Genomic DNA, 25,871 nt, shown 5'->3' with positions numbered 1-25,871 from the left:
GGCGACATTGATCAGAGCGTCTGACCGAACCAGACGGTGCGCTCGGATGGTTCGACAAGCGGCGGTCCGAGGCGCGTAAAGCCGCGAGAGCCCCAGAAGCCGATGCCGGCAGCATTCGTTGCGCTGGCGCCGAGATGGACGGATTTCACGCCGGCATCTCTTGCCTGCGAGAGCCACATGTCGAGCAGCTTCGTTCCCATCCCCTGCCCGCGCAGACGCGACAGCAGGTTCATATGGATATGAGCGGGGAAGGCCTCGATGATGGCCGCTGGCGCCGACGAGGGATGATGGATCGCGGCGATGCGTTTCTCGTCGGCATTCCAGAGGTCGGGGTCTCCTTGCGGGTCCGGGTAGGCGCTGCGCAGCGCCGGCCACCAGTCGCGCTCAAGCTGCGCCTGAAAGGCAAGCGTATCGTAGACACCGACGATATAGCCGGCGACGCCTTCGGCATCCTCGGCCACGAAGGCCGTTTCAGGGCTGAGCGTCACGTAAGGCGCGGAATAGATGTGGCCGATGAGCTTGTCGTCACCATGCAGTGACGTTGCGTCCTTGCCCGCGTCGCCGGTAACCAGCGAGATGTTGTAGATCTGATCGAGATCGTCGAACCGTGCACGGCGCAGCGTTGTCGTCATCAGGATGCCGGCGGATAGAGGAGATCGACGATGTAGCTGGCATCGAAACGGCTATCGAGCATGCCGTAGGTGGAGCGCCAGCCGCCGGCGAGACGGGTTTCGATGAAGGCATCGGCGATGCGCCCTGCCCCCAGACGATAGAGTTCGGCAGCGCCGGCTGCGAGCGCCAGCTGCTCGACGAGCAGGCGGGCAGCACCCTCGTCGCGCTCGCAAAGCGCCATGGCGGCGCGGAGCACATCGATGGTCTTCTTGCCGGCCGGGCCGAGATCCCTCGCAAGGCCCGCGAAGACGGTCTCGAAGAGATCCTTGCCGCGGTTCAGGATACGCAAGACATCGAGCGCCATGACGTTGCCCGAGCCTTCCCAGATCGCATTCACCGGCGCTTCGCGGTAGTGGCGGGCGATCGGGCGTTCTTCGATATAGCCGCTGCCGCCGATGCACTCCATCGCTTCATAGATGAGCGCAGGCGCAATCTTGCAGCACCAGTATTTGGCAACCGGCGTCATGACGCGGGCATAGGCCGCCTCTTCGGCGCTGCCGCGCGCGCGGTCGAAGGCGTCGGCGAGGCGGAAGGAGAGCGCTGTGGCGGCGGCGACGTCGAGCGCCATGTCCGCAAGCACGCGTGTCATGATCGGCTGGCTGACCAGCATCTTGCCGAAGACGCTGCGGCCACGGGTGTGGTGCACGGCCTCGGCAAGCGAGGCGCGCATGATGCCAGAGGATGCCAGCGCGCAATCGAGGCGCGTCAGCGTGACCATGTCGAGAATGGTGCGCACACCGGCATCCGGGCCGCCGAGCAGGAAGCCGAAGGTATCGCTGAACTCGACCTCGGACGAGGCATTCGAGCGGTTGCCGACCTTGTCCTTCAGGCGCTGGAACTGCAGACCGTTGGCCGATCCGTCTTCCAGCAGGCGCGGCACCAGGAAGCAGCCCATGCCCTCCTTGGTCTGCGCCAGCATGATGAAGGCGTCGCTCATCGGCGCCGACATGAACCACTTGTGGCCAGACAGGCGGTAGATGCCCTCGCTGACCTTTTCGGCCGACGTCGTGTTCGAGCGGACATCGGTGCCGCCCTGCTTTTCGGTCATGCCCATGCCGATGGTCACGGCGGATTTCTGCATGGCCGGCTTGTTCGCCGAATCGTATTTGCGCGACAGGATCCTCGGCGCCCAGTCCTTCTGGACGGCGGGCGACGCGGAGAGAGCGGCAACGGATGCGCTCGTCATGGTGATCGGGCAGAGATGGCCAGTCTCGAGCTGCGACGACAGATAGAAACGGGCGGCGCGGATCTTGTGGGCCTGATCCTTCGCCTCTGCATCCGCCTGCGGGTCCCAGACGGACGAATGAAGACCGACGGACATCGAGCGGCGCATCAGCGCGTGCCAGGCCGGGTGAAATTCCACGACATCGAGCCGTTCGCCGCGAGGGCCATGGGTGCGCAGCTGCGGCACGCCCTGGTTTGCCATGCGCGCCAGTTCCTGCGCTTCCGGCGAGGTGACGTAGCGACCCATATTGTCGAGATCATCGCGAATGCCGCGCGGCAACGCACCAGTGAGGTCGACGATCAGCGGATCGGACCTGTAGGCGTTGATGCCGGACCAAAGGCTCGGCTGGTTGAGTTCGGCGAGTTTTTCTTCAGCGGATGTCATGAATCGCTTCTAGAGTATGAGGCGGGCAAAGGGAAACCGGAAGTTTGGCACTCCTTGTGCTTTAGCCCAATTGCGACAAAATTGCAGGGGGAGAGCGCGGTTTGCCCACAGCGCATGCTTGCCGCCGCCGCACGCACTCTTTATAGAGCCGCTGACGACAGCATAGAGGCAGGTTCATGGTCTTCTTTCCCCACCGCCACCTCATCGGTATCAAAGGGCTCACAGAGCAGGATATCACCTTTCTCCTCGACAAGGCCGACGAGGCCGTCAAGATCAGTCGACAGCGAGAGAAAAAGACGTCGACCCTTAGAGGTTTGACGCAGATCAATCTGTTTTTCGAAGCATCCACCCGCACGCAGGCCTCGTTCGAGCTCGCCGGCAAGCGCCTCGGCGCCGACGTGATGAACATGTCGGTCGGCAATTCCTCGGTGAAGAAGGGCGAAACGCTGATCGACACGGCGATGACGCTGAACGCGATGCGCCCCGACGTGCTGGTCATCCGCCACTCGAGCGCCGGCGCCGCCGCCCTTCTTGCGCAGAAGGTCTCCTGCTCCGTGGTCAATGCCGGCGACGGCCAGCACGAGCATCCGACGCAGGCGCTGCTCGACGCGCTGACGATCCGCCGCGCCAAGGGCAAGCTCTCGCGCATTATCGTCGCCATCTGCGGCGACGTGCTGCACTCTCGCGTGGCGCGCTCCAACATCCTGCTTCTCAATGCTATGGGTGCCAGGGTTCGCGTCGTGGCGCCGGCGACGCTGCTTCCGGCTGGGATCGCCGACATGGGCGTCGAGGTCTTCCATTCGATGAAGGAGGGCCTGAAGGACGCCGACGTCGTGATGATGCTCCGCCTGCAGCGCGAGCGCATGTCCGGCGCCTTCGTGCCGTCGGTGCGTGAATATTTCCACTTCTACGGCCTCGACGCGGAAACGCTGAAGGCGGCGAAGGAGGATGCGCTGGTCATGCACCCTGGGCCGATGAACCGAGGAGTTGAAATCGCCTCCGAGGTCGCGGACGGGCCGCAGAGCGTGATCGCCGAACAGGTCGAAATGGGTGTCGCCGTACGCATGGCTGTCATGGAAACGCTGCTGATCTCGCAGAACCAGGGTCCCCGCAGCGAAGGAGCCGGCGCATGAGCAACTCGATCGTCTTCAAGAACGTTCGCATCATCGACCCCTCGCGCAATCTCGACGAGGTCGGCGCGATCATCGTCAAGGACGGCGTGATCGTTGCTTCCGGCAAGGATGCGCTGAACGAGGCCGTGCCTGCGGGTGCCACGGTGCGCGACTGCAATGGACTTGTCGCGGCACCCGGTCTCGTGGATGCGCGCGTCCATATCGGCGAACCTGGAGCCGAGCATCGCGAGACGATCGAATCGGCCAGCCGGGCTGCGGCCGCAGGCGGCGTGACCTCGATCATCATGATGCCCGACACAGATCCCGTGATCGACGACATCGCGCTGGTCGAATTCGTGAAGAAGACCGCGCGCGACAAGGCGCTGGTCAATGTCTATCCGGCAGCGGCGATCACCAAGGGTCTCGCCGGCGAAGAGATGAGCGAGATCGGCATGCTGATGGAAGCGGGCGCGGTCGCCTTCACCGACGGCCGCTCCAGCATTCACGATGCGCAGGTTCTGCGCCGGGTGATGACCTATGCGCGCGAATTCGGCGCGGTAATTTCCTGCGAGACGCGCGACCAGCATCTGGCCGCCGGCGGCGTGATGAACGAGGGGCTGTTCGCAAGCTGGCTTGGCCTCAGCGGCATCCCGCGCGAGACCGAACTGATCCCACTGGAGCGTGACCTGCGCATCGCCAAGCTGACGCGCGGCAAGTACCACGCGGCGATGATCTCGGTGCCCGAATCCGTCGAGGCGATCGAACTGGCGAAGAGCCGTGGCGCGACGGTTACCTGCGGCATCTCGATCAACAATCTGGCGCTCAACGAAAACGACATCGGCGAGTACCGCACCTTCTTCAAGCTCTATCCGCCGCTGCGCTCAGAAGACGACCGCGTGGCGATGGTGGATGCGCTGGCGCGCGGAGCGATCGACATCATCGTGTCCTCGCACGACCCGCAGGACGTCGACACCAAGCGCCTGCCCTTCGGCGAGGCTGCCGACGGTGCCGTCGGTCTCGAAACCATGCTGGCGGCAGCCCTTCGTCTGCACCACAGCGGGCATGTGACGCTGATGCGCCTGATCGATGCCATGTCGACGCGTCCGGCGCAGATCTTCGGTCTCGATGCCGGTACGCTGAAGCCCGGCGCCAAGGCGGATATCGTGCTGATCGATCTCGAAGAGCCTTGGATTGTCGCCAAGGACATGCTTCTCTCGCGCTCGAAGAACACGCCGTTCGAAGACGCGCGCTTCAGCGGACGTGCGGTCGCGACCTACGTCGCCGGCCAGTGCGTACATACATTATAAGAAGACAAGTGGGGGAACATGGGCGCTGATCTCATGACGTGGCAGATCACCTGGCAAATCGCGCTGGCGGCCGCCGCTATCGGCTATCTGCTGGGATCCATTCCGTTCGGGCTGATCCTGACGCGTGCCGCCGGTCTCGGCGACGTGCGCAGCATCGGTTCGGGCAATATCGGCGCGACCAACGTTCTGCGGACCGGCAACAAGAAGCTGGCGGCCGCGACGCTGCTCCTCGATGCGCTGAAGGCATCGGCGGCGGCGTGGATCGTCTCCTACTTCTTCGGCCCGGAAGCCGCCGTCATCGCCGGCTTCTTCGCCTTCATCGGCCACCTCTTCCCGGTCTGGATCGGGTTCAAGGGCGGCAAGGGTGTCGCGACCTATATCGGCACGCTGCTTGGCGTCGCACCGCTGATGGTTCTTGGCTTCGCGGCGGTCTGGCTCGGCGTTGCTTTCTTGACCCGTTACTCTTCTCTTTCCGCACTGGTTGCAATGCTTGTCATTCCGGTTGCATTGTGGATACTGGGTGCAGAGAAGGTTGCAGCGATCATGGCGATCATGACCGCGATCTCCTACTGGAAGCACAAGGCCAATATCAGCCGCCTCATCAGCGGCACTGAAAGCAAGATCGGGGCAAAGGGATAGGATAGATGGACGCACGCAGCGCAAGGCCAAAGGGAATTGCGCTGACGGACAGGCAAAGGATTGCCTGGTTGCGTCTCATCCGCTCCGACAATGTCGGCCCGGCCACCTTTCGCGATCTCATCAATCATTTCGGTTCGGCGGAAGCAGCGCTTGCCGCCCTGCCCGGCCTTTCGGCACGCGGCGGCGCAACGCGCGCAATCCGGATCGCCACCGAGAGCGAAGCGCTGAAGGAGCTCGACGCGGCGCAGCGGTTCGGTGCGCGCTTCGTCGGCATCGGTGAGCCGGAATATCCGCAGGCGCTGAAGCAGATCGACGGGGCGCCGCCACTGCTCGCGGTGAAAGGCAATCTCGCGGCAACCGCCCAGCCCGCCGTCGGCATCGTCGGCTCGCGCAATGCCTCGATATCAGGCGCGAAGTTCGCGGCGATGATCGCGAGGGAATGCGGGCGCGTCGGATACGCTGTTATCTCCGGCCTTGCGCGCGGCATCGATACCGCCGCCCACCGCGCCAGCCTCGACACCGGCACGATCGCCGCCATGGCCGGCGGGCTGGACCAGCCCTACCCTCCCGAGAACGCCGGACTGCTCGAGGAAATCTGGGACGGCAACGGCCTCGCCGTCAGCGAAATGCCGTTCGGCTGGGAGCCGCGAGCGCGTGATTTTCCGAGACGCAACAGGCTGATCGCCGGGATTTCGCTTGGGACGGTGGTGGTGGAAGCGGCGACACGATCGGGCTCACTGATCACGGCACGGCTCGCCGGCGAGTTCGGCAGGCTGGTCTTCGCGGTTCCCGGCTCGCCGCTCGATCCACGCTGCCACGGCACCAATGGGTTGCTGAAGGATGGCGCGATGATCGTTACCGCGCCCGACGACGTGATCAGCGCGCTTGCGCCGCTATCGCAGCTCGACCTGTTTACGGCACCGCTTGCCGAGGAGCCGGAACGCGGCGGCGGATCGTCGCTGCTGCCGCCTGACGAGACCGACAGGGCGCGCATCGTCGATGCGCTCGGACCGACGCCCGTGGAGATCGACGACATCATCCGGCACACGGGGCTCAGCGCCTCGGCCGTCTATCTCGTGCTGTTGGAGCTCGACATCGCCGGGCGGCTGCACCGGCACCCCGGCGGGATGGTGTCCATTGCAATGGAGGTGTGACGACTTACATACGAGCCTGGAGATCGCCGGCTTCGACATATGCCATCTCGATCAGATAGCAGAGCATGTCGGCCTTTTCCTTTTCCGCCACCTGACGCAACTCGGCGAGCATCTGGCGGATGAAGGCAATGTTCTCGCGGGAGCCGGATCTGCCGGTATCCTTCTTTGCGTACTTAGCCGTCATGAAAGCACTCGCGCCCCAATTGGGAAGGGTTGATCGTCGCAGCCTGAACCACACGCGAAAAACGATATCGCAATAATCAGAAATTGCAATATGCGGTATATCGTCTTTTGGTTGCAACGCGTTGCAATGCGTAAAAATGCACTCAAAGTACTTGACCGAAACGAATTCCCTGTCCATGTCGGAGAACCGGCGACCGTGACACGGCAGGTCCTCTGTCCTGATATAGGCCGGCTGGCATCCATTTTTAGAGAATCATCATGAATGTTGTAGTGGTGGAATCGCCCTCGAAGGCCAAGACGATCAACAAGTATCTGGGACCCGGATACAAGGTGCTCGCTTCCTTTGGCCACGTCCGCGATCTCCCCGCCAAGGACGGCTCCGTGCTGCCCGACCAGGATTTCGAAATGCTGTGGGAGGTCGATGGGGCCTCGGCCAAGCGTATGAAGGACATCGCCGACGCGGTGAAGTCCTCCGACGGCCTGTTCCTCGCAACCGACCCTGATCGCGAAGGCGAAGCGATCTCCTGGCATGTGCTCGATATGCTAAACAAGAAGCGCGTGCTCGGCGGCAAGACCGTCAAGCGCGTCGTCTTCAACGCGATCACCAAGAAGGCTGTGCTCGACGCGATGGCAGAGCCGCGCGATATCGACGTGCCGCTGGTCGACGCCTATCTGGCGCGCCGCGCTCTCGACTATCTCGTCGGCTTCAATCTTTCGCCGGTGCTGTGGCGCAAGCTGCCCGGCGCCCGCTCGGCTGGTCGTGTCCAGTCGGTGGCGTTGCGGCTGGTCTGCGACCGCGAATCCGAGATCGAGCGTTTCGTCTCCGAGGAATACTGGAACATCTCGGCGCTGCTGAAGACACCGCGCGGTGACGAGTTCGAAGCCAAGCTGGTTGCGGCGAATGGCAAGCGGTTGCAGGCGCGCGCGATCGGCAACGGCGACGAGGCCGGCAAGCTGAAGGCGCTGCTCGAAGGCGCGTCCTATGTCGTCGACACCGTCGAGGCGAAGCCCGTCAAGCGCAACCCGGGACCACCCTTCACAACCTCCACGCTGCAGCAGGCCGCTTCCTCGAAGCTCGGTTTCTCGGCATCGCGCACCATGCAGGTGGCGCAGAAGCTCTATGAAGGCTTCGACATCGGCGGCGAGACGGTCGGTCTGATCACCTATATGCGTACCGACGGCGTACAGATGGCGCCAGAGGCGATCGATGCGGCGCGTGGCGCCATCGTCGACCAATTCGGCCAGCGCTACCTGCCGGAGAAGGCACGCTTCTATTCGACCAAGGCGAAGAACGCCCAGGAAGCGCACGAAGCCATCCGCCCGACAGACTTCAACCGCTCGCCGGACAAGGTTCGCCAGTATCTCGACGCCGACCAGATCAAGCTCTACGACCTGATCTGGAAGCGCGGCATCGCGAGCCAGATGGCGTCCGCCGAGATCGAGCGCACGACCGCCGAGATCATCGCCGACAACGACGGCGAGAAGGCCGGACTGCGGGCCGTCGGTTCCGTCATCCGCTTCGACGGCTTCATTGCCGCCTATACGGACCAGAAGGAAGACGGCGAACAGAGCGACGACGGCGACGAGGATGGCCGCCTGCCGGAGATCAATGCGCGCGAAAACCTCGCAAAGCAGAAGATCAATTCGAGCCAGCACTTCACCGAACCGCCACCGCGCTATTCGGAAGCATCGCTGATCAAGAAGATGGAAGAGCTCGGCATCGGCCGCCCCTCCACCTATGCGGCGACGCTCGCGACCCTTCGCGACCGCGAATATGTGATCATCGACAAGCGCAAGCTGATCCCGCACTCCAAGGGTCGGCTGGTGACGGCCTTCCTCGAAGGCTTCTTCACCAAGTATGTCGAGTACGATTTCACGGCCGACCTGGAAGAGAAGCTCGACCGGATTTCCGCCGGCGAGCTGAACTGGAAGCAGGTGCTGCGCGACTTCTGGAAGGATTTCTTCGCGCAGATCGAAGACACCAAGGAACTGCGCGTCACCAACGTGCTCGATTCGCTGAACGAGTCGCTCGCGCCGCTGGTGTTTCCGAAGCGCGAGGACGGCAGCGATCCCCGCATCTGCCAGGTCTGCGGTACGGGCAACCTGTCGCTGAAGCTCGGCAAGTACGGCGCCTTCGTCGGCTGCTCGAACTACCCCGAGTGCAATTACACGCGCCAGCTTTCTTCTGAAGGCGGCGCGGAGGCGGAGGGTGCTGCGCTGAACGAGCCGAAGGCGCTCGGCACCGATCCCGTCACCGGCGAGGAGCTGACGCTGCGCTCCGGCCGCTTCGGGCCTTACGTCCAGCGTGGCGACGGCAAGGAGGCGAAGCGCTCCTCTCTGCCGAAGGGCTGGAAGCCCGAGGATATCGATTACGAAAAGGCGATGGCGCTGATTTCGCTCCCGCGCGATATCGGCAAGCATCCGGAATCGGGCAAGATGATCTCGGCCGGCATCGGCCGCTACGGACCCTTCCTGCTGCATGATGGCGGTTACGCCAATCTCGAGACCGTCGAGGACGTCTTCAGCATCGGCCTCAACCGCGCGGTCACCGTGATCGCCGAGAAGGCCGCGAAGGGTCCGGGCGGACGCGGTCGCACGGCAGCGGCAGCGCTCAAGGAGCTCGGCGAGCATCCCGATGGCGGCGGCGCGATCACCGTGCGCGACGGCAAGTACGGCCCCTACGTCAACTGGGGCAAAGTCAACGCGACGCTGCCCAAGGGCACGGATCCACAGGCGCTAACCGTCGAGGAAGCCTTGGCCCTGATCACGGCCAAGGCTGGCAAGGCCCCGACCGCCAAGAGCAAGGCGAAGCCGAAAGCGAAGGCCAAGGCTGCGGCGAGCGATGACGAGAAGCCTGCGAAGGCAGCCGCCAAGCCGAAGGCAAAAGCCAAGGCGCCCGCCAAAAAAGCTGCGGCACCCGCAAAGAAGAAAAAGAGCGAAGAGTGACCAGAATTCCGCGGGAACCAAAGGGCATGGGCAAGCGTCCCGACAAGACGGGACGCTCCAGCAGGGCGCCCGCCGTCGAGCCACTCAACATTCAGCACGGCGCGCTTCCGTCGCGCGAAGTGATCCTGCGCTTCATCGCCGATCATCCGCAGAAGGCTTCCAAGCGCGAGCTTGCCAAGGCCTTTGGACTGAAGGGGGACAGCCGCGTCGAGCTCAAGCACCTGCTACGCGATCTCGAGCAGGAAGGCATGCTGCAGAAGACGCGGAAGTCGCTGATCCGTCCCGGCGCGCTGCCGCCGGTCACCGTGCTCGACATCACCACCCGCGACAAGGACGGCGGACTGATCGGCCGTCCGGCGGAATGGTCGGACGAGATGGGCGTGGCGCCTGCCGTCTCCATCCGGCAGTCCTCCTCGCCAGCCGGCCGCAACGGCAAGGGCAAGGCGCCGGTCGCCGGCATGGGCGACCGTATTCTCGCGAAGATCTTTGCCGCGACCGATCGCGGCGGCCCGGCCTATACGGCGCGCATCATCAAGATCCTCGACAAGCGTCGCGGCGCGCTGCTCGGCGTCTTCAAGGATGCGCTTGGCGGCGGCGGGCGGCTGTTGCCGATCGAACGGCGCGGCGAAGAAATGCTGATCGACCCGGATGACAAGGGCGACGCCAAGGACGGCGATCTGGTCGAGGTCGAAGTCGCGCGCCTGCGCAGCTTCGGACTGCCGCGCGCCAAGGTTCTTTCGATCGTCGGTTCGGTCGCTTCGGAAAAGGCGATCTCGATGATCGCCATCCACGCCCATGGCATCCCCTATATCTTCCCGCCGGCCGTGGTTGCAGAGGCGGACGACGCCAAGCCGGCGACCATGTCGCACCGCGAGGACTGGCGCGACTTACCGCTGATCACCATCGACCCTGCTGATGCCAAGGACCATGACGACGCCGTCTATGCCGAGCACGACCCCTCGCCCGACAACGAAGGCGGCGTCATCGTTACCGTGGCGATCGCCGACGTCTCCTACTATGTGCGCCCGAACTCGCCGCTCGATCGCGAGGCGCTGAAGCGCGGCAACTCGGTCTACTTCCCCGACCGCGTCGTTCCCATGCTGCCGGAGCGGATTTCCAACGATCTCTGCTCGCTGCGCGAAGGACAGGACCGGCCGGCGCTGGCCGTGCGCATGACTTTCTCCAAGGAAGGCCGCAAGGCGGGGCATACCTTCCATCGCGTGATGATGAAGAGCGCTGCCAAGCTCTCCTACCAGCAGGCGCAGGCCGCGATCGACGGCAATCCCGACGACAAGGCCGGGCCGCTGTTGGAGCCGATCCTGAAGCCGCTGTGGCATGCCTATGAGGTGATGAAACGTGGCCGTGAGCGCCGGCAGCCGCTGGAACTCGACATGCCCGAGCGCAAGATCCAGCTGAAGCCCGACGGCACCGTCGACCGCGTCGTCGTGCCGCCGCGTCTCGATGCGCACAAGCTGATCGAAGAGATGATGATCCAGGCCAACGTCGCGGCAGCCGAGACGCTGGAAAAGAAGAAGCAACCGCTGATCTACCGCGTGCACGACGGCCCGTCGCTCTCCAAGCAGGAAATCCTGCGCGAGTTCCTGGCGACGCTCGGCATTTCGCTCGCCAAGGGCGGCAACATGCGCGCCAACAACTTCAACGGCATTCTTGCCAAGGCCGAGGATACCCCGCACCAGACGATGGTCAACGAGATGGTGCTGCGCTCGCAGAGCCAGGCGATCTACAGCCCCGAGAATATCGGGCACTTCGGCCTGAACCTGATGAAGTATGCGCACTTCACCTCGCCGATCCGCCGCTATGCCGACTTGATCGTGCATCGCGCGCTCGTCGGCTCGCTCGGCTTCGGCGAAGGCGGGATCACGCCGGATGAGGAAGCGGCGTTCGACGATGTCGCGGCCGAGATCTCCACCTTCGAGCGCCGCGCCATGGCCGCCGAACGCGAGACCGTCGACCGCCTCATCGCACATCACCTTGCCGGCCGTATCGGCGAGGAATTCGATGGACGCGTGGGAGGTGTGACGAAATCGGGACTATTTGTCGCCCTGCCGGACTATGGAGCGGACGGCTTCATTCCTATATCTACACTGGGAATGGACTACTTCATCTATGATGAGGCGCATCAGGCATTGTCCGGTGAGAAAACCGGCCTCGGCTACCGCCTTGGAGACAGTATCAAGGTCAAGCTGGTGGAAGCCATTCCGCTGGCCGGTGCGCTTCGGTTCGAGATGGTAAGCGAGGGGCGCAAGATGCCCACCGCCGTGCGTTCATTCCACAAGGGCGGCCGCCGCGACGCAAGCCGCGCGCGCAAGCAGGCCGGGACAAGACCCCCGAGAGGGCGTCGATAGGCGTTTTGGGACGCCGGGAAGGAAGTGCAGTCATGACGACCACCTCAAACGGCCAGGCGATCCAATACGGCGATGTCGACGAAGCCAAGCGCCCGCTCGGTCAATCGATCAAGCGCGGCCTTCTCGGCCGTTGCCCGGCTTGTGGCAGCGGTAAGCTGTTCCGTGCCTATCTAAAGCCGGTGGACAATTGTGCCGCCTGTGGCGAAGCCATGCACCACCATCGCGCCGATGACCTGCCGCCCTACATCACCATCGTCATCGTCGGCCACGTGATCATCGCGGGCTACATGATGACCGATCTGATCTGGCCGATGCCGCTCTGGCTCACCTTCGCCATCTGGACGCCGCTGACGCTGCTTGCCACGCTGTTGATCATCCAGCCGATCAAAGGCGGGGTCATCGGGCTGCAATGGGCGCTGAAGATGCATGGTTTCGGCGGGCACAGCGACGAGCAGGATCAGTACGAGATCCCCGGCCGCCGGCATCAAGGCTGAAGACTTTCCTTGAACCTTCACCATCACGACATATTTGGCGTGTAGCAGCGCCGGATGTGCTGCGAACTCTGTTTCAGGCACGATGTCAACTTGCGCGATGGTAGGCTTATTTGACTGAATCTCGTCCACCGCAATCAGATCATTGCAGCCAACCTTGTTCATCTAGTAAAGCACACACGTCATCTGGGTCTGGCCCGTCATCTGAGGCTGGCATGACCATGGGGGCAGATGTGGCTTTCGAGTCGCGTTTGTGCGCAGCAGTTCTGTAGGGGTGGATATATGTCTCAGCCGCGAAACGGCACACCGGGCGATGTCGAAGAAATCCATTGGCCATCTCTGGTAGCCGCCGTTTCGTCGATCTCCGCCGTTGGCATCGCCATCGGGCTGGGATTGCCGTTGCTCAGCATCATCCTTGAGAAGCGCGGCATCCCTTCGACCCTGATCGGCCTCAATACGGCGATGGCCGGCGTCGCGGCGATGGTGGCCGCGCCGATCACGACAAAGCTCGCCCATGCCTATGGCGTGGCGCAGACGATGCTCTGGGCGGTGGTGGTCTCGGCAATCAGTGCCGTGAGCTTCTACTATGCGCAGGACTTCTGGATGTGGTTCCCGCTGCGCTTCGCCTTCCATGGCGCCACGACCACGCTGTTCATTCTATCCGAGTTCTGGATCAACGCCGCATCGCCGCCATCCAAACGCGGCTTCGTGCTCGGGATCTATGCGACCGTGCTGTCGCTCGGCTTCGCGGCGGGTCCCCTGCTCTTCTCGGTTCTCGGCAGCGACGGCATCCTGCCCTTTGCCGTCGGCGCCTGCGCCATCCTGATGGCGGCGATCCCGATATTTGTCGCGCGCCATGAAAGCCCGGTGCTCGAAGAGAAGCCGGAGCTGCATTTTATGCGCTATGTCTTCCTGGTGCCGAGCGCCACGGCGGCCGTCTTCATCTTCGGTGCGGTGGAAGCCGGCGGGCTGGCACTGTTTCCGATCTACGCGGTGCGCGCCGCCTTCACCGAGACTCAAGCCGCCCTGCTGCTGACGGTCATGGGGATCGGCAACATGATCTTCCAGATCCCGGTGGGGATGCTGTCTGACAAGATGAAGGACAAGCGCCCCCTCCTCGCCGGCATGGCCTTCATGGGCCTGATCGGCTCGCTGATGCTGCCCGTGCTCTCCCACAGCTGGCTGCTGATGGCGGGCGTTCTGCTCTTCTGGGGTGGCTGCGTGGCCGGGCTCTATACCGTCGGGTTGAGCCATCTCGGCTCGCGCCTCACCGGCTCGGACCTTGCCGCCGCCAATGCCGCCTTCGTCTTCTGTTATGCCGTCGGTACCGTTGCGGGTCCGCAAGTCATCGGCGCGGCCATCGATGTGGCCGGAAACAACGGCTTTGCCTGGGCGATTGCGGGCTTCTTCGGCGTTTATGCAGTGCTTTCGGCGGGCAGACTGCTTTTCATTCGAAAGCGGGGTTGACTTTTCAAGCTAGATTCGTAGTTTCGCGCCAGAATTAGCCGAGGCGCCTAGACGGATTCCAACGGCTTTCATTTCATTAAAGGCAGGACGACCATGGCCAAGGCTACAACAATCAAGATCAAGCTGCTGTCGACAGCCGACACAGGTTCTTTCTACGTCACGACGAAGAACAGCCGTACGATGACGGACAAGATGACGAAGACGAAGTACGACCCGATTGCTCGCAAGCACGTCGAGTTCAAGGAAACCAAGATCAAGTAATTTCTTGATCCTGTAGACCACTTAGAAGCGCGCGCCACCAGGCTGCGCGCTTTTTTGTTGCCTGCGATACGGCCGCAGCCAGTTCGACTAGAGAGCACAAATGAAAACGCCGCCCTGCCCGTTTCAACGGAGAGGACGGCGTTTTACGAAAGGGGGTCGGCCAACAGGCAACGCGGCACGAGGAACCGCAAGTGTTGCTTGCCGACCGACCGACCCCACGACCCAGGAGATGCGGCGGACCTGAGCATCATGGGGTATCAGCGCACCCCGCATAGGGAGTGCTTATTTCTATGTATTGATCATTCGCGCGAAAATGAAAGAAAATCAACAAATTCTTAATGATGAGATTTATTAGCTTGATTTTATGGTTAAAAGTCCCGATTTGGGACGCCGTTTCGCATAATTTTCGGCCAGCTCGCGCTAGAATAAGATCCGGCAGCAAGAATAGACGGCCAATATAAGCGAGTAGTCTTCGCGCTTGCAGACCGACGAAACAGCCTGAAAACCATCAAAATCCGCCGACCAGGCCAAGCAAAGTGATGGTTCCTCACATTTTCTTCTGATGTCGACAACGCCTGTGCTGGCCTAGATCGGCCGTCGCGGCCAGTGCCGAGGTTAAAACCCAGCACTACTACTTGCGGCTAATCCGCGCACAGGGCCGGACCGGCCCCGTTCAACTTTCTGTGGATGATCAATGCGCTGCGGGTTCTGGGCGCTAAACGGCCGATGCCAAAATCAGGCTGCGGCGACGACTCGGTTGCGACCGCCGTTCTTCGCTTCATAAAGCGCAACGTCGGCCTGCTTCAGCAGATGGCCCGGCGTGATGACCTGCGGCGTGCGCGAGGCGATGCCGAAGGATGCCGTCACCTGCAGCTCCTGGCCTGTGCCCTTCACTACGAAAGGTACGCTTTCGATGACGCCGCGCAGACGCTCGGCCACCGAGGCCGCGATCTCCGGCGAGGTGTCGGGCATGACGACGACGAACTCCTCGCCACCGTAACGGCAGGCGAGATCGGCGCCGCGAACCGTGGAGCGGACGCGATTGGCGAACTCGCGCAGGATATCGTCGCCGGCATCGTGGCCGTGGGTGTCGTTGATCTGCTTGAAGCGATCGATATCGGCGATCAGCACCGACAGCGGGCGACCGCGCGCCATCGAGCGGTTGAAGAGCGTGCTGATGTGATTGTCGAGATAGCGTCGATTGCTCAGGCCGGTCAGCGGATCGGTGACCGCGAGTTCGATCGTCTGCTGCACGTTGGCGCGCAGGCGGTCATTGTAGTTCTTGCGGCGGATCTGCGTGAGGCTACGGGCGACCAGTTCGTTCGGATCGACGGGGCGGACGATGTAGTCGTTGACGCCAAGATCGAGCGCGCGCACCACCATCTCGTCATCGCCCTGCTCGGTGATGATCAGGATCGGCAGGAAACGGGTGCGCTCCAGCGAGCGGAGCTGCGAGCAAAGCCTGAGCGGGTCGTAGTCGTCGATATTGGAATTGACGATCACGAGGTCGAACGGATTTTCCGATGCTTCGAAGATGGCGGCCTGGGCATCCGAAATGGCAAACACGTTACCGATCGGCTTCAGCGCCTTGATGATCCGCTCCTGCGAATTGGCGCGGCCATCCACCAGCATGATCTGGCCGCCCTCCTCGCCGCGCTGATCGGCGCGCAGCAATTCGTCGATGCCCATCGTGTGCGCCGTCTGGGCGCGGATGCGCAATTCGTCGCTCAGCGTCTTCAGCCGCAGCAGGCTCTTGACGCGTGCGATCAGCTGCAAATCGTTGACCGGCTTGGTCAGGAAGTCGTCGGCGCCGGCCTTCAGGCCACGCACGCGGTCGGCAGGCTGATCGAGCGCGGTCACCATGACGACGGGAATATGGGATGTCTTCGGGTTGGACTTCAGCCGCTCGCAGACTTCGAAGCCGTCCATGCCCGGCATCATGATATCGAGCAGGATGAGATCGACCTGGTTGCGTTCGCAGATCGCCAGAGCCTGATAGCCGTCGGACGCCGTCAGCACGTCGAAATATTCGGCGATCAGCCGCGCTTCGAGCAGCTTCACGTTTGCCGGGATATCATCAACGACGAGAATGCGCGCGGTCATAAGCTTCTTTCCGATCTATCAGGCGTCGCCCAGGTAGGTCTTGATCGTCTCGATGAACTTCGGAACGGAGATCGGCTTCGAGACATAAGCCTCGCAGCCGCCCTGGCGAATGCGTTCCTCATCACCCTTCATCGCGAAGGCGGTGACGGCGATGACGGGAATGACGTGGAGTTCGTCGTCCTCTTTCAGCCACTTGGTGACTTCGAGCCCGGAAACTTCAGGAAGCTGGATATCCATGAGGATCAGATCGGGGCGATGCTTGCGGGCAAGATCCAGCGCTTCCATACCGTTGCGGGTCTGGATGGTCCTGTAGCCGGACGCCTCTATGAGGTCGCGAAAGAGCTTCATGTTGAGCTCGTTATCCTCTACAATCATCACTTGTTTGGGCATCGAACGCGATCCTAAGTCCGTCATGAAAACCGTTTCGCCGTGCGGAAATGAACCCGCTAGCGCACCGGCCGCCATGAAACCGATTGCGGCACGCTATCGGTATTTGGTTGAAAAATAGGTAATTTACCGCAAGAAATGCAGAGCAACTTCAAGACTTCAAAGCAACGCGCCGCCGACCCGCAAGAGACGGCCATCGCAGTTCTCGCCTGGCTCGCAAACGAACCTGATCTGTTTGGCCGTTTCCTGGCGCTGACGGGGGTCGAGCCGGCACAGGTTCGCAACGCGGTGAACGATCCGGGGTTCCTCTCGGGCATGATGGACTTCCTGATGCAGCATGAGCCGACGGCGCTGGCGTTTTGCCAGGCGAGCGGTACGCCGCCGGAGGTGCTCAATGCCGCCTGGCAGCATTTCTCGCCTGCCGGCCTCGGCTCGGGCGAGTATTGATCATGAGCGTGGTCACCGATCCCTCTCAGGTACGCCTCGGTGATCGCCCGCTGATCGTCTGCGACATCGACGAAGTGGTGCTGGAATTTCTCTCGCCCCTCACCCGCTTCCTGCGCTCGCATGATTACGATCTCCTGCCGCGCTCCTTCCGGCTGCACGGCAATATCGTCTCGCGTCTTGACGGCGCAGAGATGGAGCGGGAGGCGTTCGACCGCTTCCACGAGATATTCTTTGCGACCCAGGACCTGTGGCAGGAGCCGGCGGAGCTTGCCGTCGAAACGCTGCATGCGCTGGCCGCCGATGCCGACATCGTCTTTCTCACAGCGATGCCGCCGCGCCACCACGAGGTGCGCCGCAAGCTTCTCGACCGGTTCGATCTGTGCTTCGACATGATCGCCTCGGAACAGCCGAAGGGGCCGATCGTGGCTGCGCTGCACGACCGCCGGGAGCTGCCCGTCGCCTTTATCGACGATATTCAACGCAACCTCCTTTCCGTTGCCGACCATGTGCCGGATTGCCTGCTGCTCAACATGATGGCGAATGCCGATTTCAAGCCATTCGCGCCGCCGCCCACCGGCACAATCGTACAGGCGTCCGATTGGACGCATGCGGCCGAGTTGATGCGGCGGCATTTCTCGACCACGACGACGCTGGGTAAAACCAGCGCATAAGCGCCGACATCCTCTTGAGACTCTGGAACTTAGAGCGTAATGTCGCGATGTTCAACCTTTGTTCCCGTCGATGACCGCCAATCCTGCCAAGACACCGGGCTTCTGTCGCGACTGCCTTGCCGAGCAGAAGGCGGAGGGACGACGTTGCGCTGCCTGCGGCAGCCCTCGCCTCGTGCGCCACGACGAGCTCTACGGCCTGACGCTCGCGCACATCGACTGCGATGCCTTCTATGCCTCGGTGGAGAAGCGCGACAATCCCGAGCTGGCCGACAAGCCCGTGATCATCGGTGGCGGCAAGCGAGGCGTGGTGTCGACGGCCTGCTATGTCGCGCGGATCTACGGCGTGCGCTCCGCCATGCCGATGTTCAAGGCGCTGGAGGCCTGCCCGCAGGCGGTGGTGATCCCTCCCAACATGGAGAAATACGTCAAGGTCGGCCGCGAGGTGCGGGCGATGATGCAGGAGCTGACGCCGCTCGTTCAGCCGCTGTCGATCGACGAGGCGTTTCTGGAGCTTGGCGGCACGGAGCGGCTGCACAACGACCCGCCGGCGCGCACGCTGGCGAAATTCGCCCGCCGCGTCGAGAAGGAGATCGGTATCACCGTTTCGATCGGGCTTTCCTACTGCAAGTTCCTGGCCAAGGTGGCCTCCGACCTGCAGAAACCGCGCGGATTCTCGGTGATCGGCCGCGAAGAGGCGGTTTCGTTTCTGGCGCCGCGTCCGGTGACGACGATCTGGGGCGTGGGAAAGGCCTTCGCCGCGACGCTGGAGGCCGACGGCATCCGCACCATCGGCCAGTTGCAGACCATGAACGAGACAGACCTGATGCGCCGCTATGGCACCATGGGGCAGCGGCTGTCGCGGCTGTCGCGCGGGATCGATGACCGCGATGTGCATCTCAACGATCCCGCCAAGAGCGTTTCGGCCGAGACGACCTTCTTCGACGACATTTCGCGATATGAGGAGCTCGTTCCAGTGTTGCGTAATCTCTCCGAGAAGGTCGCCTGGCGCCTGAAGAAGGGCGACATTGCTGGCCACACGGTCGTCCTGAAGATGAAGACGGCGGACTTCAAGTCGCGCACGCGCAACCGCAAGCTGGAGGACCCGACGCAGCTTGCCGACCGTATTTTCCGCACCGGCATCGAACTGCTGCAGAAGGAGACGGACGGAACCAAGTTCCGATTAATCGGCATCGGCGTGACCGACCTTTGCGACCCCACGCGCGCCGATCCGCCCGACCTGATCGACGTTCAATCCGGGCGACGGGCCGCGGCCGAAGCCGCCATGGACAAGCTGCGTGACAAGTTCGGCAAGGGCACGGTCGAGACCGGCTATACGTTCGGAAGCAAGCGCAATCAATAATATGTGAGCCCTACTCGGGATCGCTCATTTCAAATCTTCCTTAAGTTTCGAGCATTACGCTCCGGCACGTAGTATTGCGTATCGGTTGGGTTCAAATGTTCTCGCGTCTCGTCTTCGGGCTCAGCTTGCTGTCGGCCACCGCTCTCGTGCACCCCGCGTTCGCCACGGACGCGCGGGCGCTGCAGATCTTCGTTTCCAAGAGCAAGCAATCGCTGACCGTCTATGATGGCGCCGATGTCATCGTCACGTCGAAAATATCGAGCGGGAAATCCGGCCACACCACGCCGAGCGGCATCTTCTCGGTGATCGAGAAGCAGACCTACCACGAGTCAAACATCTATTCGGGCGCGCCGATGCCGTTCATGCAGCGGCTGACATGGTCGGGCATCGCGCTCCACCAGTCGAATTCCGTGCCGCGCTATCCCGCCTCGCACGGATGCGTGCGCATGCCCGACGCGTTCGCGAAGCAGCTCTACAAGATGACCGAGATGGGCGTGCCCGTTATCATCACCGACGCGCAGCTTGCGCCGGAGCCGGTCGATCACCCGACGCTGTTCAGCCCGCACGCGCCGCCACCGGCGCCGCTTTTGTCCGACGTCGAACTCCGGCCGGCGATCGGCTCGCTGCCGGTGCAGGTAGCGATGAACGAGGTGGCGATGCCGCGGCTGCAGGTGCAGCCGATCGTGGCGCCCGTCAACGACCAGCCGGTGAAGATCCTGATCACCCGCCGGGCGCAGCGCGAAACCATCATCGACCTGCAGACCTATCTCGCCGAGCTTGGATTTGCTGTCGGCAACGCCGACGGCTACCTCGGGCCGGCGACGGTGCAGGCGATCGGCGAGTTCAAGAAGCAGCATCCGATGAACCCCGATGCCGCCAAGTCACTCATCAGTGACGATCTGCTGCGCGCAGTCTACAGCGCCGCCGGCAAGGGCGAGCCGCCAAATGGCGTGATCATGGTGCGGCAGGGATTCCAGCAGGTGTTCGAGGCGCCGGTGACGATCGCCCAACCGGAACTGGCGCTCGGGACCCATTTCTTCAGCGCGCACGAGGTGAACTTCGAAGACGGCACCACCGAGTGGCTGGGCGTGACGCTGCCCAACACCTTGACCAGCCAGACAATGAAGCGGCTTGGGATCAGCACGATGGAAAGCTCGATCATCTCGGGCACGCCGATCCTTAACGCGCTCGGCCGGATCACCATTCCCGATGACACCAGGCAACGGATCGACTCCATGCTGACGTCGGGATCGACGCTGACGATCTCCGACACCGGCGTCGGCCCGGAGACCGGTCAGGGCACCGACTTCATCACGCTAACGCGCGGTTAGAGCCTTTCCTGGTTAGATTGAAGCATTCTGTTGGCTCAAACGGAGTTGGATGGTCGTCCGGCCGGCGCGCGTCGTAGCCAACGCATACGGCCAAGCCGGCCGGACGATCAGGCGGCCCGTTTCAGCCAACCCCGCAGGGGCCGGGCATCTTTCCGCCAAGGCAAAGGCGATCGGCTCGACCGTACCCGAGGTATGCCCTTCGCCAATCGCCTTTGCCCTGACGAAAACCTGCTCCGGCAGAATGCTTCAATCTAACCAGGAAAGGCTCTAAACCAGCTCGACGTCGATCACGCCGGGTGCCGAGCGCATGGCGGCGGCGATTTCGGGCGTGATCCTGTATTTCTGCGCCAGCTCCACCTCGATCTCGCGTTTGCCATCTTCCTTGATGACGATGAAGGAGACGAGGCCGTCGCCCCTGGCGTTGAGGTGGGCGGCAACGGCGCGTAGCGGGCCGGAATCGCGGACATAGACGCGCAGCGCCTTCTGCATCTGCAGCGACTTTTCCTCCAGCGACTGGATCGTCTGGATGCGCAGACCGATGCCCTCGGGCCGCTCTTCGCCGGTCGCGGTGATGACGAAGGATTTTCCCGATTCCAGCATGTCGCGATACTGGTTCAGCATCTCCGAGAAGAGCACCGCTTCGAACTGGCCTGATGAATCCGAAAAGACGATGATGCCCATCTTGTTGCCGGTGCGCGTCTTGCGCTCCTGCTTGGAAATGACGGTCCCGGCAAGACGCGCATTGCTGGCCCCCTGCTTTACGGCTGCCGCGAAATCGCCGAAGGTCTGGACGCGCATCTTTTCCAGGACGCTGCTGTAACTGTCGAGCGGATGGGCCGTCAGGTAGAAGCCGAGAACCTGGAACTCCTTGAGCAGGCGCTCAGAGGGCAGCCAAGGCGAGAAAGGCGGCATCGAGATCTTTTCCGGGCCCGATGACAACACGCCGCCAAAGATATCCGACTGGCCGCTCAGCTTGTTTTCCTGGGCGCGCTGGGCATAGCCCATGATGCGATCTATGCCGCCCGAAAGCTGGGCGCGATCGAGCTCGAAGCAATCGAAGGCGCCGGCGAAGATCAGGCTTTCCAGCACGCGCCGGTTCACCTGCTTCGGATCGATGCGCAGGCAGAAATCCTCGAGACTGGCGAACGGCGTGTCGCCTCGCACCTCGACGATATGATCGACGGCCGATTCGCCGACACCCTTCAGCGCCGCCAGCGCGTAGTAGATGCGGTTGTCGCCGGTCTGGAAGTGGCGGAACGAGGTCTGCACGGAGGGCGCGATCACCTCGATACCGAGGCGTTTGGCATCCTGGCGGAAGTCGTTGACCTTTTCAGTGTTCGACATGTCGAGCGTCATCGAGGCGGCGAGGAACTCGACCGGATAATGCGCCTTCATGTAGGCCGTCTGGTAGGAGACGATGGCGTAGGCTGCGGCGTGCGACTTGTTGAAGCCGTAGTTGGCAAACTTCGCCAGAAGCTCGAAAATGTTATCGGCCTGCGGCTTCGACACGCCATTCTTGACGGCGCCGACGACGAAGCGCTCGCGCTGCTGGTCCATCTCCGCCTTGATCTTCTTACCCATGGCGCGGCGCAGAAGATCGGCCTCGCCGAGCGAATAGCCCGAGAGCACCTGAGCGATCTGCATGACCTGCTCCTGGTAGACGATAACGCCCTGCGTTTCCTTCAGCAGATAATCGATGGTCGGATGGATCGATTCGAGCTCTTCCTCGCCATGCTTGCGGGCATTGTAGGTCGGGATGTTTTCCATCGGACCCGGACGATATAGCGCCACGAGCGCGATGATGTCCTCGATGCAGTCGGGCCGCATGCCGATCAGCGCCTTGCGCATGCCAGCACTTTCCACCTGGAACACGCCGACCGTTTCGCCGCGCGAGAGCATCTCGTAGGTCAGCTTGTCATTCAGCGGGATGGCGGCGAGATCAACCTTGATGCCGCGCTTGGCGACGAAGTCGACGGCGACCTTCAGCGTGGTCAGCGTCTTCAGGCCGAGGAAGTCGAACTTGACGAGACCGGCCTGCTCGACCCATTTCATGTTGAACTGGGTGACCGGCATGTCGGAGCGCGGATCTCGGTACATGGGCACGAGCTTCGACAGCGGGCGGTCGCCGATGACGATACCGGCGGCGTGGGTCGAGGCGTGACGGTAGAGGCCTTCGATCTTCTGCGCGATATCCAGCAGCCGGGCGACGACGGGCTCCTTGTCGGCCTCTTCCTGCAGCTTCGGCTCTTCCTCGATCGCCTTCGACAGCGGTGTCGGGTTGGCCGGATTGTTCGGCACCAGCTTGCAGATCTTGTCGACCTGGCCGTAGGGCATTTCAAGCACGCGACCGACGTCGCGGAGGGCGGCGCGCGCCTGCAGCGAACCGAAGGTTATGATCTGCGCCACCTGCTCGCGGCCATACTTCTTCTGCACATAGCGGATCACCTCTTCGCGGCGATCCTGGCAGAAGTCGATATCGAAGTCGGGCATCGAGACGCGTTCCGGATTGAGGAAGCGTTCGAAGAGCAGCGAGAAGCGCAGCGGATCGACATCGGTGATAGTCAGCGCATAAGCGACCAGCGAGCCCGCGCCGGATCCACGGCCTGGGCCGACGGGAATATCCTGCAGCTTGGCCCACTTGATGAAGTCGGCAACGATCAGGAAGTAACCCGGGAATTTCATGCGCTCGATAACGCTGAGCTCGAACTCCAGGCGATCGCGGTAATCCTTCTCCTCATAGCCCGCCGACATGCCGAGCGTTGCGAGGCGCATGTCGAGACCTTCGACCGCCTGACGGCGAAGCTCCAGCGATTCGGCACGCTCGGCCTCTTCCGGATCCGCGGTGGCGCCGGTGAAGCGCGGCAGGATCGGCTTGCGGGTCTTCAGGACGAAGGAGCAGCGGCGGGCGATCTCCACCGTATTTTCCAGCGCCTCGGGCAGATCGGCGAAGAGCTTCACCATCTCGGCGCGGCTCTTCAGATAGTGATCCGGCGTCAGGCGAAAACGCGTGTCGTCGGAGACGATGGCATTGTGCGCCACGGCCATCAGCGCGTCGTGTGCGTCATAATCGTCGCGCGTCGGGAAGAAGGCTTCGTTGGTCGCGACCAGCGGGATCTCGTGTTCATAGGCAAGGCCGATCACCCGTTGCTCATGGCGCTTGTCGTAGGTGCCCTGGCGCTGAAGCTCCATGTAGAGCCGGTCGCCGAACTTGTCCTTCAGCGACAGCAAGCGCGCGGTCCCCGGCGCGATGTGCCCCTCTTTCAGTGGCATATCGATCGGACCGGTCGATGCGCCGGTGAGCGCGATCAGCCCCTCGGTGCCGAGCTCGTCCAGCCACGACGCCTTGATGTGGACCGCCTGCCCGCCTCCCTCGCCGCCGAGATAGGCGCGGCTGACGAGATCCACCAGCCGTTCATAGCCGGCGTCGGTGGCCGACAGAAGCACGATCGACGGCAGTTTCGCCAGCTGCTGCTGGCCGCCGCGGCGCTCGGTCTCAAGCCCGTCTTCCATATCGATGGAGACCTGGCAGCCGATGATCGGCTGCAGGCCTTCGTCCATCGACTTCTGCGCAAATTCCAGTGCGACGAACAGATTGTTGGTATCGGTGATGGCGATCGCCGGCTGGCTATCGCCCGATGCCTTGTAGAGAATCTTCTTGAGCGGCAACGCCCCCTCAAGCAGCGAGAAGGCGGAGTGCACACGCAGGTGAACGAAGCCCGGCGTACCGCCGATGAAGTCGCTCGCGCCGTTTTCAGTGCCCGCCATGATATGCCTTTCCGCGCATCCGTATGAATCGGATGCATTGTCGGATTTGGGGACGTCGATGTCCAGAGAGGCGGGTACCATCGGACCGCATGACAGCCATGCGGTCCCCGTTATTCTTACATTGCCATGCAGATCAAAGAGAAGCTGGCAATGAACATTGCGATGGAGGTGAATGCTGCGATATCGCGGATCATGTCAGTCATTTGGCTCTCCTGTGCTCTTATGTTTTTATTTTGTTCCGCTCTTGTTCCGTTGTCAACAGGATTGTTTTCTGTTTGGTTAACGGCAAACGGGAGGCGAGCATGCGTCGATTCATCTTTGTGGCAGTCCTGCTTTCAGCCAACGCGGCCTTCGCCGCGGATCCTGATCCGGCGCGCATCGTCGATGTGGCGGTCGGCGACTGGAACGGCGATGGCAAACCGGATCTGGCATTGCTCGCCGAGGCTCCCGATGATGCCGCCGACGACCAGCTCGGCGTCTACATCTATCTGCGGGACGACCACGACCTGTTGCGGCTCGCGACCAGCGCACCCGGCAAGATCTGGGGAACCACGGTGGCTGAGGGGATTTATGGCCAGGAGCCGTCGATCAAGGCGGCCGGCAAGAGCTCGATCGCCATCCATTCGCAGAACAGCGCCATCGGCCGCGACCGCTGGGAGCAGACGCTGACGCTTGCCTACCGCAACAACCAGTTCGTCGTCGCCGGCTACACCTACAGCCATTACGACACGCTAAATCCGGATGGCGGCGGCTCGTGCGACTACAATGCGCTCACCGGCAAGCTGCAGCGCGACGGCAAGGATGCGAAGGCCGAGGCACGCACCATCACGATTGCCGACTGGAAGGACGAAACCGGACGGTCAATCTGCGGCGGCTAGATTGGTCCTGACCCGACAGTGAAATCTCAAAAATCCACGACCTTGCCGTCGGCAATGGTGACACGGCGGTCCATGCGGGCCGCGAGTTCGTGGTTGTGGGTGGCGATCAGGGCCGCGAGGCCGGACTGGCGTACCAATGCCTCCAGGGCTTCGAAGACGTAGCTGGCGGTCTCGGGGTCGAGATTGCCTGTTGGTTCGTCGGCGAGCAGAAGGCTCGGCGCGTTGGCGACGGCGCGGGCGATCGCCACGCGCTGCTGTTCACCGCCAGAGAGTTCCCCCGGACGATGGGCGCCGCGGTGGCCGATGCGCATATAGTCGAGCAGCTGCCCTGCCCGCACCTTGGCTTCTTTGCGCGGCAGACCAGCGATCATCTGCGGCATCATGATGTTTTCGAGCGCCGAGAATTCGGGAAGCAGGTGGTGGAACTGGTAGACGAAGCCGATCTCGCTGCGGCGGATCGCGGTGCGCTTGTCGTCGGAGAGGCCATTGCAGGCGTTGCCGCTGATGGTGACTTCGCCGCCGTCTGGATGTTCGAGCAGGCCCGCCAAATGCAGCAGGGTCGACTTGCCGGTGCCTGATGGAGCCACAAGCGCGACGATCTCGCCGCTATTGATGGTCAGGTCGGCCTTCTTCAGGATCGAAAGCTGGGTCTCTCCCTGGCCATAGTGACGCTCGACGCCGGAAAGCTTGAGAACGGTATTCCGCTTCATGTAATCAGCATT

21 protein-coding genes are annotated in these 25,871 nt (G+C 62.6%); 14 read left to right on the top strand and 7 right to left on the bottom strand.

Going from position 1 to position 25,871, the window contains the following annotated elements; translation table 11 throughout:
* Nucleotides 1–11: 11 nt before the first annotated feature.
* Nucleotides 12–632 (bottom strand): GNAT family N-acetyltransferase, encoded by a 621-nt coding sequence (locus J5286_RS08110; RefSeq protein ID WP_209189876.1) that lies wholly within the window; start codon nt 630–632, stop codon nt 12–14.
* Nucleotides 632–2,281 (bottom strand): acyl-CoA dehydrogenase family protein, encoded by a 1,650-nt coding sequence (locus tag J5286_RS08105; protein WP_112941525.1) that lies wholly within the window; start codon nt 2,279–2,281, stop codon nt 632–634. Before J5286_RS08105 ends, J5286_RS08110 begins: the two co-directional genes overlap by 1 nt.
* 176 nt (nt 2,282–2,457) lie before the next feature.
* Between J5286_RS08105 and J5286_RS08100 the strand changes: the two genes are divergently transcribed.
* The 4 genes from J5286_RS08100 to dprA are packed head-to-tail and all read left to right on the top strand — an operon-like array spanning nt 2,458 to nt 6,493.
* Nucleotides 2,458–3,414: an aspartate carbamoyltransferase catalytic subunit gene (locus tag J5286_RS08100; protein ID WP_018900172.1), complete on the top strand. Its 957-nt coding sequence runs from the start codon at nt 2,458–2,460 to the stop codon at nt 3,412–3,414.
* Complete coding sequence (locus tag J5286_RS08095; protein ID WP_113199608.1) at nt 3,411–4,700, top strand: dihydroorotase; 1,290 nt, start codon at nt 3,411–3,413, stop codon at nt 4,698–4,700. Before J5286_RS08100 ends, J5286_RS08095 begins: the two co-directional genes overlap by 4 nt.
* Nucleotides 4,701–4,718: 18 nt before the next feature.
* Entirely contained in the window at nt 4,719–5,339 is a 621-nt protein-coding gene (plsY, locus tag J5286_RS08090) for a glycerol-3-phosphate 1-O-acyltransferase PlsY (protein ID WP_112979534.1), read from the top strand.
* A 5-nt stretch (nt 5,340–5,344) separates the two neighbouring features.
* A complete protein-coding gene (gene dprA / locus J5286_RS08085) occupies nt 5,345–6,493 on the top strand; it encodes a DNA-processing protein DprA (RefSeq protein ID WP_209189875.1) in 1,149 nt (382 codons plus the stop codon).
* A 4-nt stretch (nt 6,494–6,497) separates the two neighbouring features.
* On the opposite strand, the gene J5286_RS08080 is transcribed toward dprA, so the two are convergent.
* A complete protein-coding gene (locus tag J5286_RS08080) occupies nt 6,498–6,677 on the bottom strand; it encodes a hypothetical protein (protein ID WP_018900176.1) in 180 nt (59 codons plus the stop codon).
* 257 nt (nt 6,678–6,934) lie between these two features.
* On the opposite strand from J5286_RS08080, the gene topA reads away from it, so the two are divergent.
* From topA to rpmG, 5 genes are all read left to right on the top strand, one after another.
* A complete protein-coding gene (gene topA, locus J5286_RS08075; RefSeq protein WP_209189874.1) occupies nt 6,935–9,622 on the top strand; it encodes a type I DNA topoisomerase in 2,688 nt (895 codons plus the stop codon).
* Nucleotides 9,619–11,988 (top strand): ribonuclease R, encoded by a 2,370-nt coding sequence (gene rnr / locus J5286_RS08070; protein WP_209189873.1) that lies wholly within the window; start codon nt 9,619–9,621, stop codon nt 11,986–11,988. Before topA ends, rnr begins: the two co-directional genes overlap by 4 nt.
* A gap of 32 nt (nt 11,989–12,020) precedes the next feature.
* The gene (locus tag J5286_RS08065) at nt 12,021–12,482 is read left to right on the top strand and encodes a DUF983 domain-containing protein (RefSeq protein WP_018900179.1); all 462 of its coding nucleotides are present in this window, start codon (nt 12,021–12,023) and stop codon (nt 12,480–12,482) included.
* 279 nt (nt 12,483–12,761) lie between these two features.
* On the top strand, nt 12,762–13,946 hold the full coding sequence (locus J5286_RS08060; protein WP_047510008.1) for an MFS transporter: 1,185 nt from the start codon (nt 12,762–12,764) through the stop codon (nt 13,944–13,946).
* Between the two features lie 93 nt (nt 13,947–14,039).
* On the top strand, nt 14,040–14,207 hold the full coding sequence (gene rpmG / locus J5286_RS08055; protein WP_018900182.1) for a 50S ribosomal protein L33: 168 nt from the start codon (nt 14,040–14,042) through the stop codon (nt 14,205–14,207).
* A gap of 735 nt (nt 14,208–14,942) precedes the next feature.
* Here the strand turns inward: rpmG and J5286_RS08050 are convergent.
* On the bottom strand, nt 14,943–16,310 hold the full coding sequence (locus J5286_RS08050; protein WP_112979529.1) for a PleD family two-component system response regulator: 1,368 nt from the start codon (nt 16,308–16,310) through the stop codon (nt 14,943–14,945).
* A gap of 18 nt (nt 16,311–16,328) precedes the next feature.
* On the bottom strand, nt 16,329–16,700 hold the full coding sequence (locus tag J5286_RS08045; RefSeq protein ID WP_018900184.1) for a response regulator: 372 nt from the start codon (nt 16,698–16,700) through the stop codon (nt 16,329–16,331).
* Nucleotides 16,701–16,835: 135 nt separating this feature from the next.
* Between J5286_RS08045 and J5286_RS08040 the strand changes: the two genes are divergently transcribed.
* The 4 genes from J5286_RS08040 to J5286_RS08025 all read left to right on the top strand — a co-directional run bounded on the left by J5286_RS08040 (nt 16,836) and on the right by J5286_RS08025 (nt 20,506).
* A complete protein-coding gene (locus tag J5286_RS08040) occupies nt 16,836–17,144 on the top strand; it encodes a DUF3572 domain-containing protein (RefSeq protein ID WP_209189872.1) in 309 nt (102 codons plus the stop codon).
* A gap of 2 nt (nt 17,145–17,146) precedes the next feature.
* Nucleotides 17,147–17,815 (top strand): hypothetical protein, encoded by a 669-nt coding sequence (locus J5286_RS08035; protein ID WP_209189871.1) that lies wholly within the window; start codon nt 17,147–17,149, stop codon nt 17,813–17,815.
* A 70-nt stretch (nt 17,816–17,885) separates the two neighbouring features.
* A complete protein-coding gene (locus J5286_RS08030) occupies nt 17,886–19,175 on the top strand; it encodes a DNA polymerase IV (protein ID WP_209189870.1) in 1,290 nt (429 codons plus the stop codon).
* Nucleotides 19,176–19,270: 95 nt separating this feature from the next.
* A complete protein-coding gene (locus J5286_RS08025) occupies nt 19,271–20,506 on the top strand; it encodes a L,D-transpeptidase family protein (protein ID WP_209189869.1) in 1,236 nt (411 codons plus the stop codon).
* A 267-nt stretch (nt 20,507–20,773) separates the two neighbouring features.
* Here J5286_RS08025 and dnaE read toward each other — a convergent pair whose 3' ends face one another.
* Nucleotides 20,774–24,271, bottom strand: coding sequence for a DNA polymerase III subunit alpha (gene dnaE, locus J5286_RS08020; RefSeq protein WP_209189868.1), 3,498 nt, complete (start codon nt 24,269–24,271; stop codon nt 20,774–20,776).
* Nucleotides 24,272–24,573: 302 nt separating this feature from the next.
* Here dnaE and J5286_RS08015 point away from each other — a divergent pair, with 302 nt between their 5' ends.
* Nucleotides 24,574–25,149: a hypothetical protein gene (locus tag J5286_RS08015; protein WP_209189867.1), complete on the top strand. Its 576-nt coding sequence runs from the start codon at nt 24,574–24,576 to the stop codon at nt 25,147–25,149.
* Nucleotides 25,150–25,175: 26 nt separating this feature from the next.
* Here J5286_RS08015 and J5286_RS08010 read toward each other — a convergent pair whose 3' ends face one another.
* Complete coding sequence (locus J5286_RS08010) at nt 25,176–25,859, bottom strand: ABC transporter ATP-binding protein (RefSeq protein ID WP_209189866.1); 684 nt, start codon at nt 25,857–25,859, stop codon at nt 25,176–25,178.
* Nucleotides 25,860–25,871: the final 12 nt, after the last annotated feature.

Source organism: Rhizobium sp. 16-488-2b (assembly GCF_017741815.1).
In the GTDB taxonomy this organism is placed as follows: domain Bacteria; phylum Pseudomonadota; class Alphaproteobacteria; order Rhizobiales; family Rhizobiaceae; genus Rhizobium.
This window is presented reverse-complemented; position numbering and strand designations above follow the sequence as displayed.